General features: G+C 27.5%; 12 protein-coding genes. All 12 read right to left on the bottom strand.

Features of this window, described 5'->3' with window-relative positions:
* Positions 1–809 (bottom strand): pseudaminic acid synthase (gene pseI / locus ACY1IQ_RS20440; protein ID WP_461615732.1); only part of this gene is annotated, 809 nt, incomplete at its 3' end.
* 41 nt (positions 810–850) lie between these two features.
* The gene (pseH, locus tag ACY1IQ_RS20445) at positions 851–1,396 is read right to left on the bottom strand and encodes a UDP-4-amino-4,6-dideoxy-N-acetyl-beta-L-altrosamine N-acetyltransferase (RefSeq protein WP_461615721.1); all 546 of its coding nucleotides are present in this window, start codon (positions 1,394–1,396) and stop codon (positions 851–853) included.
* Between the two features lie 81 nt (positions 1,397–1,477).
* Positions 1,478–2,215 carry a cytidylyltransferase domain-containing protein gene (locus ACY1IQ_RS20450; protein ID WP_461615722.1) on the bottom strand — a complete coding sequence of 246 codons (738 nt, stop codon included), beginning with the start codon at positions 2,213–2,215 and terminating at the stop codon, positions 1,478–1,480.
* Positions 2,216–2,235: 20 nt separating this feature from the next.
* Positions 2,236–3,243: a UDP-N-acetylglucosamine 4,6-dehydratase (inverting) gene (gene pseB / locus ACY1IQ_RS20455; RefSeq protein WP_461615723.1), complete on the bottom strand. Its 1,008-nt coding sequence runs from the start codon at positions 3,241–3,243 to the stop codon at positions 2,236–2,238.
* Positions 3,244–4,201: 958 nt separating this feature from the next.
* The gene (locus ACY1IQ_RS20460) at positions 4,202–4,672 is read right to left on the bottom strand and encodes an acyltransferase (protein ID WP_461615724.1); all 471 of its coding nucleotides are present in this window, start codon (positions 4,670–4,672) and stop codon (positions 4,202–4,204) included.
* Between the two features lie 982 nt (positions 4,673–5,654).
* Positions 5,655–6,374: a phosphocholine cytidylyltransferase family protein gene (locus tag ACY1IQ_RS20465; protein WP_461615725.1), complete on the bottom strand. Its 720-nt coding sequence runs from the start codon at positions 6,372–6,374 to the stop codon at positions 5,655–5,657.
* Positions 6,374–7,507, bottom strand: coding sequence for a phosphonopyruvate decarboxylase (gene aepY, locus ACY1IQ_RS20470; protein ID WP_461615726.1), 1,134 nt, complete (start codon positions 7,505–7,507; stop codon positions 6,374–6,376). The genes ACY1IQ_RS20465 and aepY overlap by 1 nt, the downstream gene beginning before the upstream one ends.
* Position 7,508: 1 nt before the next feature.
* The gene (gene aepX / locus ACY1IQ_RS20475) at positions 7,509–8,807 is read right to left on the bottom strand and encodes a phosphoenolpyruvate mutase (RefSeq protein WP_461615727.1); all 1,299 of its coding nucleotides are present in this window, start codon (positions 8,805–8,807) and stop codon (positions 7,509–7,511) included.
* Between the two features lie 30 nt (positions 8,808–8,837).
* On the bottom strand, positions 8,838–9,962 hold the full coding sequence (locus ACY1IQ_RS20480; RefSeq protein ID WP_461615728.1) for a phosphonoacetaldehyde reductase: 1,125 nt from the start codon (positions 9,960–9,962) through the stop codon (positions 8,838–8,840).
* Between the two features lie 23 nt (positions 9,963–9,985).
* Complete coding sequence (gene pseC / locus ACY1IQ_RS20485) at positions 9,986–11,170, bottom strand: UDP-4-amino-4,6-dideoxy-N-acetyl-beta-L-altrosamine transaminase (RefSeq protein WP_461615729.1); 1,185 nt, start codon at positions 11,168–11,170, stop codon at positions 9,986–9,988.
* 77 nt (positions 11,171–11,247) lie between these two features.
* A complete protein-coding gene (gene pseI / locus ACY1IQ_RS20490; protein WP_461615730.1) occupies positions 11,248–12,291 on the bottom strand; it encodes a pseudaminic acid synthase in 1,044 nt (347 codons plus the stop codon).
* 99 nt (positions 12,292–12,390) lie between these two features.
* A complete protein-coding gene (gene pseG, locus ACY1IQ_RS20495; protein ID WP_461615731.1) occupies positions 12,391–13,347 on the bottom strand; it encodes a UDP-2,4-diacetamido-2,4,6-trideoxy-beta-L-altropyranose hydrolase in 957 nt (318 codons plus the stop codon).
* Between the last annotated feature and the right edge of the window lie 205 nt (positions 13,348–13,552).

The raw sequence follows: 13,552 nt of genomic DNA on the forward strand, positions 1-13,552 counted from the left end.
ATATAATTATAATATCTAGGGTGAAGCCCATAAGAAGGTCTTACAGATTTTATATTTTTCTCATTAAATACCTCACCTTTTTTTATATATTCACTTACAAAAAGAGATCTAGCAAATTCTCTACTCTCTTCTGCTCTTTTACTTAATATATACTCTTCTCTTCCTAGTGCTTTTTCTATATTTCTTATCCCATTAACCATAGCTTTAAATTCATCCAGTTCTAGTGAAAATTCACTGTCTACCCCTTCATCACTTCTACTTAAAATTATATGCTTTTCCACTATCTTTGCTCCTAAGGTTACCGCAGCAATAGGAACTTCTATTCCCAAGATGTGATCTGATAGTCCAACAGTAACTCCAAAGGATTTTTGTAATGAATTTATTGATTTTAAATTTATTTCTTCTGGTTTTGTAGGATAGGCCCTGGTACATTTTAATATTATGATTTGATGATTATCTTTACTTTTAATTACCTTTATTGCTTCTTCAATTTCCCCTAAAGTTGCAATTCCAGTTGATAAAATTATGGGCTTATTTTTTTCTGCTATATATTCTATAAGTGTTATGTCTGTAATCTCAAAAGAAGCAATTTTATAAGCAGGCACTTTTAAGTTCTCTAAAAAGTCTACTGAAGTTTTATCAAAGGGTGATGAAAAGCAAACAAGCCCTAACTCTTCTGCATATTCTTTTAATTTAGGTTGCCATTGCCAAGGAGTATAGGCTCTTTCATAAAGATTATATAAACTTTGATCATGCCATATACTATCTTGATTTATATTAAAAAGTTCGTTATCACAACCTAAAGTAATAGTACTAGGTAAATAAGTTTGAAGCTTTCATATTTCTTCTCCTATTGAATTTCTATAGCTTCATAACTGTATAAGTCTTTTATTGCCTTCCATTTATCTTTTGTTATACCCATTACTACTACATTATGAGGTTTTCCATTTTTTATAATATGCTCCTTTAAAACTCCCTCAACTTCCGAACCATATTTTTTATGAATTTCTATAACTTTTTCATTAAATTCAAAAACTTCACAGCAAAGTTTATTAAGATTTAAAACCTCAAAAACATAATCATAAATGTTACACTCAAGAATTTTACCAATGCCCTTTCCTCTTAGTGAAGTATCTCCTATATAATAAGCCCAACTACATCTTTTATTTATCATATCAATATTAGTAATGCTTAAAACTCCTATAGGTTTGTCATCATAAGTTATCACCCAATATCTAGCAAAGGGATTGGCTTCTATATTTTTAAACCATTTAAGCTGAGTTTCATAATCAAGTATTGGATCAGTATACATATATTTAGTAACTTCTTCAGACATTCTCCAAATTGCAATAAGCATTAAATCTTCTCTTAATATTTTTCTAAGCTTTAATCCCATATTCTCACCCTCAATTTAGATATCTAAAAAATAGCTAGCTAGTATACCATTTTGTATGAAATATCCTTTTATCTCTAGCTATTATTTTAGATTCCTTATATTTTTTTGAATAATTCCACTATTTATTTTTAAAAGCTCTGGATTATTATTTAGAAAATTTATTATTTCCATCATTCCAAAATGATTCTTATCTCTATAAAGTCCCTCATATATTTTAGAAATAAATTGATAATCTTCTATAGTATCTAATGTCCATCTGTGCATTGAATAGTCTATAAGATTCTTATAACAGCCTAATTTATATTTTTGTGGATTATTATATATATATGTGGTTACATGTTCTCTATCTCTTTTTATCACTGCCTTATTAAAAGTTTCTTCTAAGGTTTCAAAACTAAATACTTCTACATCTAATCCCCTTGGAAAGGTTCTTTCCAAGGTATTATTTACATACTGAAAATCATTTTTTAAATAATAATTTATAACCTTATTAGTTACCTCACTATCAATTAATGGACAATCGCTGGTTACCCTTACTATAACTTCTCCTCTATATGCTAAGGCTCCATAATAGTATCTTGATAATACATCTTCTTCATCACCTCTAAAGACATTAACCTTTAATCTTTTTCCCTCTTCGCAAATTATATCATCACAAGGCAAATTCGTAGTTGCAATTATTATTTCATCTATGATTTTTACAGTTTTTAACCTATTTATACAGTGCTCCAATACTGTTTTTCCGCAAATATTTTTCATCACTTTCCCATATAACCTACTAGAGCCCATACGTGCTTGTACTATACAAAGGATTTTCAACTTTATACCACCTTTCATCACTACTCAAAGGTAAGTTTATTTAAAAGTTCTTTAAGTTCTTCTACCTTTAACCATCTAACATTGTTAGAAGAATTGTATTCAAAACCTTCTTCAATTAGCACTCCGCCTTCAGTAAAACGCTCACTAACATTCCACCAATCAAAATTAGGATAGATTATATAGTGGTTTTCATACTCATAGGTGCTTCTAGAATCATCCTTAGTTATCATAACTTCATGAAGCTTTTCCCCTTCTCTAATGCCTATTTCTTTAAAGGTTCCCTTAGGGTTCATAGCCATTGCTAAATCTATAATTTTAAAAGAAGGTATTTTTGAAATATAGGTTTCTCCTCCCTTAGATTCCCCTAGTGCTTTAATAACCAAATTCACACCTTCTTCTAAAGTGATCCAAAATCTAGTCATTCTAATATCAGTAATAGGTAATACTGTCCCTCCTCTAGCTAACACCTCTTTGAAAAATGGAATAACAGATCCTCTGCTTCCAGCAACATTTCCATATCTCACTACAGAAAAAGTTGTACCTCTCCCTCCAGTGTAAGCATTAGCAGAAATAAATAATTTATCTGAAACCAATTTTGTACCACCATACAAATTTATAGGATTTACCGCTTTATCTGTAGATAGAGCAATTACTTTTTTTACGCCTCTATCTATAGCTGCATCTATAACATTTTGAGCTCCATGGACATTTGTTTTCACTGCCTCAAAGGGATTATATTCGCAGGAAGGCACCTGTTTCATTGCTGCAGCATGGATTACATAATCTACTCCTTGAAAAGCTCTATATAATCTCTCTTTATCTCTTACGTCACCTATAAAAAATCTGAGTTTATCTATTTTATTTCTTAATTTATTTATAAACATCTTTTTAATTAAATCCTGTTTAAATTCATCCCTTGAGTAAATAATAATCTTTTTAGGATTATACCTTTGAAGAACTATCTCTACAAATTTTTTCCCAAAGGATCCTGTTCCACCAGTTATTAAAATAGTCTTATCATCTAACACCACTTTCCCACCCCTTATACAATTGAGGATTGACAATTGAAAATGGACAATTATTGATACTTCTCCATTATTGGAGAAGTTTTTAATTAATTTCTCTTTGAAATTACGCAGTAACGTCTATAAAAACAGTTAAAGAAATTAGTTTAATTAAAACTAATTTCAACCATAATTGTCAATTGTCCATTTTTAATTTTCCATTATTCCAAGCTCTTCCGTTACTCTAAATTGTGAACTGAAATATCTCACAAAATAGTTATATATTAGTCTATCTGTAAGATATACTACTTCCTTATATCCTATGAACATATAAAAGATTTTGTACATAGTACTTAAAATTCTTTGCTTCAAAGTAAAATTATAGTTTTTTAAAAGTAATTATTGGTAAATTATTTTAGAAGATAGTGAATGCTGTGTAATTCTCTCTACCTCAAGGGAGCAGTGGTGTAGCCCTATAGGGTTGCCCTGAGGTTCAGTATAATTTGGTACAAGACTAAAATTTTAGTCAATACTAATATAGATATGCAATGTAATTAAAGGATTGTTTAATGATGTAAAATTCCTCTGCTTTAAGGCATAGCCCTTTATGATAACCTAAATTTTTATAATATGAATAATAGTATACAGGTATATAGTAAACATTTACTCGTATATTTCTTTCTTCAAGTTCATTAAAAATTTCTTATCTTGTGTTTTTTAATTTATTTAGATTTAATCTAATAGCATAGAAATGATATGCCAATTTTACATAATCATAACCTATAGATGTTTATATTTCCTTTACGTTCTTAAAAGTTTCATTATAAATAAATGTTTTTCTGAATCATGCTATAGTTCAAGTACTCGTTACAGCTCTTTACTACCGTTTCCTAAGTGTAAAAAGAAAATTTAGCAATAAATTAATGATTAAATATCTACTAAAGAAATTAGTTCTTCTAAAATTAATTTCGATTTAAATTCTTTATTCTTCATCTTTAATTCTTTTAATAACTTTAGCCGGTATTCCTCCTACTACTGTATAATCTGGTACATCTTTTGTTACCACTGCTCCTGCGGCTACTACTGAGTTTCTTCCTATGGTAACTCCTTGAAGTATAATTGCCCCATAACCTATCCATGCTCCAGCTTTAATGCGTATTTCTTTTTCATTTCCTCCCTGCATGCTAATAGGAATAGATATATCAGAAAAATTATGATTGTTAACTGTAATAAAAACATTTGGTGCTATGAGAACATCATCCTCGATAGTTATAGTTGCTCCTCTTATTTTACTACTACCATGAAGTTGAGTTCCTCCTCGCAAAATTACATTATTTCCAATATAAATATTTTTTCCTCCTACAATAGTAACAAAGGGTCTTAAATCACTATTATTTCCTATAGATCCAAACTTATTTTTAATAAACCATCTTCTTAATATCTTAAATCTCATCATCCAATGAGTAGCACCAATATCTGGTCCAATTCTATCTATTAAAAATTGTCTTATAATATTTATAAACTATCACCTTTCTTCAATTGAGAATTGACAATTATGGATATTTCTCCTTTAAAGGAGAAATCTTAATTTATTTTTCAATTTCACTATATAATCTATTGAAATTAATTAATATTTCTCAAAAATATATAGTAATATTTCCCAGAAAATAATTATAACTATTGTATTATATGAAGGAGATGAATAAATATTGCCATAAAAAAACTAGTAGATTGATATCTACTAGTCTTATACTTGTTATTCTTATAATATGTACTTAACATTAAAACAATATTATTACATGACTTTTATATGTTGATAAACAATAGTAATATATTTTTCAGTTATATACACATTTGTTTCATATTCTTTAGAATCTTTATTTAAAAGTAATACTTTAAAGTTCTCTATATCTATTAATACATCATTTCAACAAAAGTTTTAGTTTCAAAAATAGATGTATGAGCATTATCATTTATAACATCTTTATATGTTTGTTCTGAAATTAATTTAGCATAAGTGTATTGTTTAAGATTATCTCCTCAAAACTTATTGGTACATTTATATCAATATTCTTCTTATGATCTATTTTTAAATAACTTAAAAACATAAGAAATATATGAACTAATTTTACTATCTCATTGATTTCTTTATTTTTTATCTCCTTTCCTCCAACTAGTAATAGTACTTTAATTCTATTTAATTTTTTAGTTCTTCATATGGCACTTGTTTTATAGATTTAAGATTATTTTTAGCTACAAATATGGTATCCTCTATATTGTATTATCATATTCAATTTTTTTCTTATAATCTTATAACAAACTTTTAGATAATCCGCATTCTTCGCAATTTTTATATGTTTTTTATTATCACCTTAATAGGTATAACTTATTTTATTATCTAAATTTATAGGATTCATTATATTTTTCTTTTTTTGCTAATTGTTACTTTTAAACATATTAATAGCTTTTATATAATCTTCATAAAAATCAATCTCATACCACTTTAAATTAGTAAAACTCGATATTTTTATAAATCCAATATAATCTTTAACTAAATTGTTCATAGCCTCAGTATCATATACTTTAAAATTTTTATTATATAACAATTCTTCTATATATTTAAAATATAAGTTCCATCCTGTATGTGAAAATCTGGCCATGCCTATCCACTCTCCATACGCCTTCTCTAGGCTAATATCTTTGCTAGATTTTACAAAAGTATTATCAGTTAATAATACTTTCATAGCTTCCCCATCACATCTTTTTTCTTCTACAGATAAAACTATGTCACCTTTAGTATTTAAAAGCTTTTTTAAAATATATTCTTCGTATATGATATCTGAATGACAATATATAAAATTACTATTTCTTACAAAATCTTTGGCAAACCATAAAGAAGCCATATTATTAGTATTTTCATAGAAAGGGTTAAATATGTAAGTATAACTATCTCCTAAAAGCTCCATTATTTTTTCCTTTTTATATCCAACTACAATCCCTATATCTTCAATTCCATTTTTTTTTAACGTATTTATATTTCTCTCTATAATAGTATCTTCACCTATTTTAAGTAAAGGCTTAGGAGTATCTTTTGTTAAATCTCCTAATCTACTTCCAAGTCCGGCTGCTACAATAATAGCTTTATTAAAATTCATTACTCTGTCCCCCTTAAGTAATTCATAAAATTAATCTTATTTTCTATGGGAGTAGTGTTAGGTCTACCTAAATCTTCTCTACTATTTCGATTAACTTTAACTTCTAATAAGGTTAATTCAGTAGTATTATCGATTTCTTTCATTTTTTCTATTAAATCTTCTTTTGTGCTTGTAGTTAATACCTTCTTATAATTACACGCTTTAGCTATTGATAATATATCTATATCGAATCCTACTGTTTCTTGACCTCCAACTGATTCATGACATCCATTATTTATGATTATATGTTTTAAATTTTTACATTTAGTATTACCATTAATTGCAATACTCCCCATATGCATTATGAAAGCACCATCTCCATCTAAACAATAAATCTTTTTATTTTTCTTTTTAAGAGCAATCCCTAGTGCAATTTGAGATGCATGTCCCATAGAACCAACTGTTAAAAAATCTTTGTTATGCGATTGATTAAATCTTTCTCTATACTCAAACAGTTCTCTTGACATTTTTCCAGTAGTTGATATTAGTACATGTTCTTTATCTATATTAGACAAAATAATATCAATCGCATCTTCTCTACTTAACTCATAATCATTAAAATATTTATTACAATTTTTATAACTTTCAAATGTATTTTTTCTTATAATTAAAGCATATGGTTCTTTATATCTCTTCATATAATTACATGCAAAATTTATTTCATGGGCAACTTCCTTTTCATTATCACTAATAATTCTATATTTTACTCCTATTGCTTTTAATAAATCTAATGTTATTGCCCCTTGCTTAGCATGTTGAGGTTCATCTTTAGTATTCGGTTCCCCTCTCCAGCCAATTATTAATAATACTGGTATACTATAAACTAATGAATCATTTAGGGATACCAAAGGATTTATAGCATTACCAATCCCAGAATTCTGCATATAGACTACTGGGATTTTTTCAGTAGCTAAATAATATCCACTTGCTATAGCAACTGCATTTCCTTCATTAGCTGCAATTATATGATTTTCTTTAATAACATTTTTATCAATATATGCACAAAAATCTTTCAAAAGTGAATCTGGTACTCCTACAAAAAAACTAATTTCATTTTTTTTTAAGCAACTATAAAAAAAATCACTGCTAATCATTTTAGTGTCCCCCAGGAATTAAATTTAATATTTCTTTTATACTCATACAATTTTCGTTACATTCGTATGCTCTCCCATTTTCTAATATACTTTTTGCTACATTCACCATAGCGGGATATGCACTTCTTATAAGATGATTTGCGTAAATTACCATATTAACTCCTTTTTTCTGTAACTCTTGTTCTGTTATATAACAATAAGATGTAGGCACAACTATAAGTGGAACTCTTGATTCTAATTTGTTGTATAAATCACAAAACTCAAAAATTTCCTTAGCAGTTTTTTCTTTGCTATGTATCATTATGCCATCAGCCCCTGCATCTATATAAGCTTTTGCTCTAGTAATGGCATCTTCCAATCCTTTTCCTAATATTAGACTTTCTATTCTAGCAATTATCATGAATTCTTTTGTAACTTGTGCATTCTTACCTAATAAAATTTTATTTGAAAAACTTTCTATACTATCTTGTTCTTGTCTTACTTCTGTTCCAAATAATGAATTTTTCTTTAATCCAATCTTATCTTCTATAATAATTGCAGATACACCTAGTCTTTCTAAACTTTTAACAGTATATACAAAATGTTCTACTTGCCCACCAGTATCACCATCTAATATTACGGGCTTTGTAGTCACTTCTAAAATTTCATTAATTGTATTTAATCTTGAAGTAAAATCCACTAGTTCAATATCTGGCTTCCCTTTTGATGTAGAATCACAAAGACTACTTATCCACATAGCATCAAATTCTTTTGTTTTTCCATCATATTCTAGCTTAGTCTTTTCAGCTATTAATCCCGTTAAACCACTATGAGCTTCTAGTACTCTAACTAAAGGCTTCATTTTCAAAAGACGTCTAAGCCTTGCCATTCTTACTTGAGGTGTTGTTCCAATTTCATTTAATATATTATCAATTTGAGTAATAGATACTCCAGAAGTATATTTAAATTCTACTAATTCTCCATCCCAATGTTTTAATACTTCAATTACTTTTTTTCTAATACTACTTTGTACACCATTTTCCCAATCATCCCCATGTACTACATAATGAGGCTTTAATAATAATAAATTTTCAGTATAATCTAATGTTTTTTGAGGAACAACACATTTAACTCCTTTTATATTTTCCACTATATTTTTGCGTTGTTCATAATTTAATATTGGAAACCTTTTATAGGATGCAATGACTTCATCTGTAAGAACCCCAACTATCACTTCACCAAGCTCACTAGCTTTTTTTATTATATTAATATGCCCATTATGAATAATATCTGCACTTATTGCTAAGTATACTTTTTTCATATTAAACCCTCCATTATATGCTGAATTTTTCTAATATATCTTGTATAATAGGTTAGTTATATCTTTACTATTTAACTCAGTGGGATTATTATTAATTCTTCCTTGAGTAAAGCATTGACTAACTATTGTTCTAATTTCATTTTTTTCCACTCCAAAGCTCCTTAATTTTCTAGATACTTCAGCTTTTTCAAATACTTTTTCAATAAAGTGTTCTATCTCATTTAATTCACTAACATTGAACGAATTAAGGAAACTATATCTATCAATAATTTTACTCCAATTTATACGGATCATTTCAAATAATGTTATTGATACAGCTATTCCATGTTCAATATTATAATTAATTGTTAATGGATAAGATATAGAATGGCATGCTGTTGTTTTTGTGTTGCTAAAAGCTAATCCTGAAAACATACTAGCCATTAATATTTTATTTCTTAACTCAATATTTTCTAAGTCATCTAATAGGTCTAATATATTGCTACATATTAAATTTATACTTTTTAGTGAATACACTCTAACTATTTCATTAGTTTTTTTAGACCAATATGACTCTATAGCATGACATAAAGAATCTAATGCAGTAGAAGCTGTTAATCTTTTATTTTGTCCCAACGTCATTGTCGCATCAATAATTGCATAATTAGGATACAATCCTATATCTTCAATTGAATATTTTTTTTTATTTTCTATATCCCAAATTGTACTCCAACTTGTAACTTCAGAACCTGTACCTGCTGTAGTTGGAATAGCTATTAAATATGTGCTTCTTTCTAAAGCATATTCTTTACTCTTTATTTTTTCTATTATTTCAAGTAAGTTTCTAAATTTTATTCTTTTAAAAGCTTTTAATGCTTTTCCTATATCTAAAACACTGCCGCCCCCAACAGCAACTATATAATCATAATCATAATTATCTGTCTCCTTTTTAATATCATATAAATTTTTCATATCAGGATTTGAGTTTACTTTATTGCATAGATAGACTTTATGCTCTTTTAATAAATTCAAGATAACTGATAATTTACCTGAATTTTTTAATGAATTTTTACCTGTTAATAATAGTATTTTACTATTCTTTTTAATAATATTTGAAATTTTATTTATTTCATTTATTCCAAAATATATATTAACAGGATTAAAATAATTAACCATAATTATAATCTCCTATAAATAGTTTATTTTTTTATTGCACTTATAAATTTACTTACTACATATTGAACTTGAGTACTGTTCATTGAAGGATGTAATGGTAACGTTATAATTCTTTCATAAAATTCCTCTGCTACCTTACATAACCCTTTTTCATAGCCTAACTCCTTATAATAAGGGTGATAATATACAGGTATATAGTGAACATTAACTCCAATATTATTATTTTGAAGTTCTATAAAAATTTCTTTGCGAGTTTTACATATCTTATCTAAGTTAAGTTTAATAACATAAATGTGATATCCAGATTTAGTATAATCATATTCTATAGGTATTTCTACTTCTTCTATATCTTTAAAAGCTTCATTATAAATATCAGCTATTTCTCTTCTTCTCTTTATAAACTTGTCTAGCTTCTTTAATTGACTAACTCCTAAAGCAGCTCCAATATCTGTAAGTCTGTAATTAAGACCTAATTCTAATTGCTCATAGTACCATGGGCCTTCATTTTTATTTATTAAAAAATTTTTATCTCTAGTTATACCATGGCTTCTAAATCTGATAAGCTTATTATATAGTTCTTTATCATTTGTAGTAATAATTCCACCTTCACCAGTAGTTATTGGCTTCACTGGATGAAAACTAAATTCTGTCATATGTGCACCATTACCTATTTTTTTATTTTTATACTCACTACCTAGTGCATGAGCTCCATCTTCAATAACAATTAAGTTATATTTATTGGCAATTTTCATTATTTCATCCATATCTACTGAATGTCCTGCAAAATCGACTGGAATAATAGCTTTAGTTTTAGAAGTGATTTTTTCTTCAATCGTATTAACATCAATGTTACCGGTATTCATATCTATATCACAAAATATTGGTATTCCGCCACAGTATAAAATTGCATTGGAAGATGCTGCAAAGGTCATTGGTGAAACTATAACTTCATCACCTTCTCCTATTCCAGCGGCAAAGCAGGCTCCATGCAGTGCTGCAGTCCCATTAGAAAAAGCTACTGCATATCTTGCTCCAACATAATTAGCAATATTTTCTTCAAAAATTTTCACATAAGGTCCGGTAGTTAAATAATCACTTCTTAATACTTTGATGACCTCTTGTATATCATCTTCATCGATATTTTGCTTTCCATAAGATAAGTAGGTTTCTCTAACAGAAAATTTATGATTTATGTCGAATTTATTCAATACTTCACCTTCTTATTAAAAAATTATTTAATTATTAAATATGTTTATTAATAAAGTTTAATTTATATATTATCTACCTAATTTTCAATCAAATCAAATGACATAGGCGTTCCCTTTTTAATGTCTTTACTAGCTTTTTTATCTATTATATAATTAATATACTTGCTTTCTAATCCAAATCCTGGCCTTATGCTCCTTACATTCTTTTCAGTAAATACTTCTCCCTTCTTTATATCTTCAACAACAAATAAACTTCTTGAATGCTCTCTGGAATTTATTTGCTTTTCTGTTAAATCATATGTAACTTCTCCAAGTGCTTTTTCTATGTTTCTAATATCATCTACCATAAGTTTAAATTCTTCTGGTTCCATGGAAAATTTAGAATCTGCTCCACCGTCAGCTCTTCTCAAAGTTAAATGTTTTTCTACTATCTTTGCACCTAATGCAACGGCACCTATAGCAACAGCATGTCCCATTGTATGGTCTGAAAGTCCTACTATTGTTTTAAATGTATCCTTCATATTAGGAATTGTTTTTAAATTTATATCCTCTAAAGGGGATGGATAAGAAGAAGTACATTTTAATAATGCAATATCATTATTACCCATTCTCTTACAGGCATTTATTGCCTCTTGTATGTCTCCCATTTTTGCTATCCCTGTAGATATTATTATAGGTTTTCCTTTCTTAGCTATATACTCTATTAAAGGAATATCATTTATTTCAAAAGATGAAATTTTGTATGCTGGAACATTCATTTCTTCTAAAAAATCTACAGCAGTATAATCAAAAGGTGATGAAAAAAATATTAAACCTTCTTTCTCAGCTACCTTTTTTAATTTTGGCTGCCATTCCCATGGAGTATAAGCTTTTTGATAAAGCTTATGTAAAGTTGTCCCGTCCCAAATAGTTCCTTGTTTTATTTGAAAATACTCATTATCACAGTCTAGTGTTATAGTATCTGGAGTATAAGTCTGAAGCTTTATTGCATCTGCTCCAGCCCATTTTGCTTTTTTAATTATTTCTATTGCCCTATTATAATCTTGAAGATGATTGGCTGACATCTCAGCGATAATAAAACATCTTTCACTATCACCAATTTTTTTTCCATTTAAAATCATAAATAACCGTTATTTAAACGGTATTCACTTCCTTTCTTTTTAAAATTTCTATATACTATTTATTAAAACATATTAATCTTGTAAATTTCTATTTATATATTATTTATCGTATAACTTTAAAAATTCCTTAATCCTATACTTTCCCTTACCATCAATTAAATTTTTCATGCGACTACTCATAATAAGTCTTTCACTATAAGTAATATTTAATATATGTTCTTTTCTTATATGCTTCTTTAAATAAATACATCCTAAACTTTCCATAAATTGCCCACATAACTTCTGATTATCAGCAACAATAATCCCAAAAGTAGGTATCCCTAAATAAGAAAGTTCATACAGTGTAGATCCACAGCTTGAAATAGCTAAATCAACTTTTTTCATCACTTCACTCATGTTAACATTCTCATGTAAAAACACATTATCTCTATTATAGTTTTTAATATTATCTTTAAACTTAAAAGCTGGTCCTATTATTACATGTAAATTAATCTTTAATCCCTTTAATTCTCTTATTAGTTCATCAGTGATATTTAAGTCATCACTTCCCCCTAAGGTAATTAGTACATCTTTTATATCTTTTCTTATTTCTATAGGATAGCACTTTAAGAACTCATCTCTTAAAATCGTATACATACCACCACATAATACTTTAGTACTCTTTCTTACATTATAGTTAAAAAACTTGCTGTGTGGATTTTGATTAATTAAAATATCCACTGGATAGTAATCTAACTCATTATTATCGTCTATATAAAGTACTTTAAACTTTTCTCTCAGACTATTTAAATATTCTTTATTAATTCCATATTTATCAACGACAATTATATCGCCATCTAAATTCTTAATACTATCCAATTCATTTCTTTCATTTATTTCAATAACCTCGATATTTTCAGATTTTACTATCTCTCTTCCTTTAACATATTTATTTTCACTTATACATATATATTTTACTTCAAACTCATTTAAAAGTTCTTTGGCTAAAGTCAAGGTTCTCATAATATGACCTAGTCCTATTTTTTCTCCTCCATCTGCTCTAATTAAAACTTTCATAACTTCACCTCTAGATATATTTAACAAAAAAGCTAGTAGAATTACTAGCTTTAACATTTTAATAAACTTGAATAAACTAAAAATAATTAATTAATATATTATCTGAAAATATAGTTTCTTGAATCTAACTTACGCAATTTTAATAAAATCATTTAGATTATTTATTCCAAAATTCTGTGGGCATCCCATGTCAACAATATCATAT

Source organism: Clostridium sp. Marseille-QA1073 (genome assembly GCF_054863625.1).

Bases quoted from the DNA above. Each gene is read 5' to 3' on its own strand.
- pseH (WP_461615721.1), bottom strand. From the start codon at position 1,396: ATGGGATTAAAGCTTAGAAAAATATTAAGAGAAGATTTAATGCTTATT.
- ACY1IQ_RS20460 (WP_461615724.1), bottom strand. From the start codon at position 4,672: ATGAGATTTAAGATATTAAGAAGATGGTTTATTAAAAATAAGTTTGGA.
- ACY1IQ_RS20465 (WP_461615725.1), bottom strand. From the start codon at position 6,374: ATGAATTTTAATAAAGCTATTATTGTAGCAGCCGGACTTGGAAGTAGA.
- aepY (WP_461615726.1), bottom strand. From the start codon at position 7,507: ATGATTAGCAGTGATTTTTTTTATAGTTGCTTAAAAAAAAATGAAATT.
- aepX (WP_461615727.1), bottom strand. From the start codon at position 8,807: ATGAAAAAAGTATACTTAGCAATAAGTGCAGATATTATTCATAATGGG.
- ACY1IQ_RS20480 (WP_461615728.1), bottom strand. From the start codon at position 9,962: ATGGTTAATTATTTTAATCCTGTTAATATATATTTTGGAATAAATGAA.
- pseI (WP_461615730.1), bottom strand. From the start codon at position 12,291: ATGATTTTAAATGGAAAAAAAATTGGTGATAGTGAAAGATGTTTTATT.
- pseG (WP_461615731.1), bottom strand. From the start codon at position 13,347: ATGAAAGTTTTAATTAGAGCAGATGGAGGAGAAAAAATAGGACTAGGT.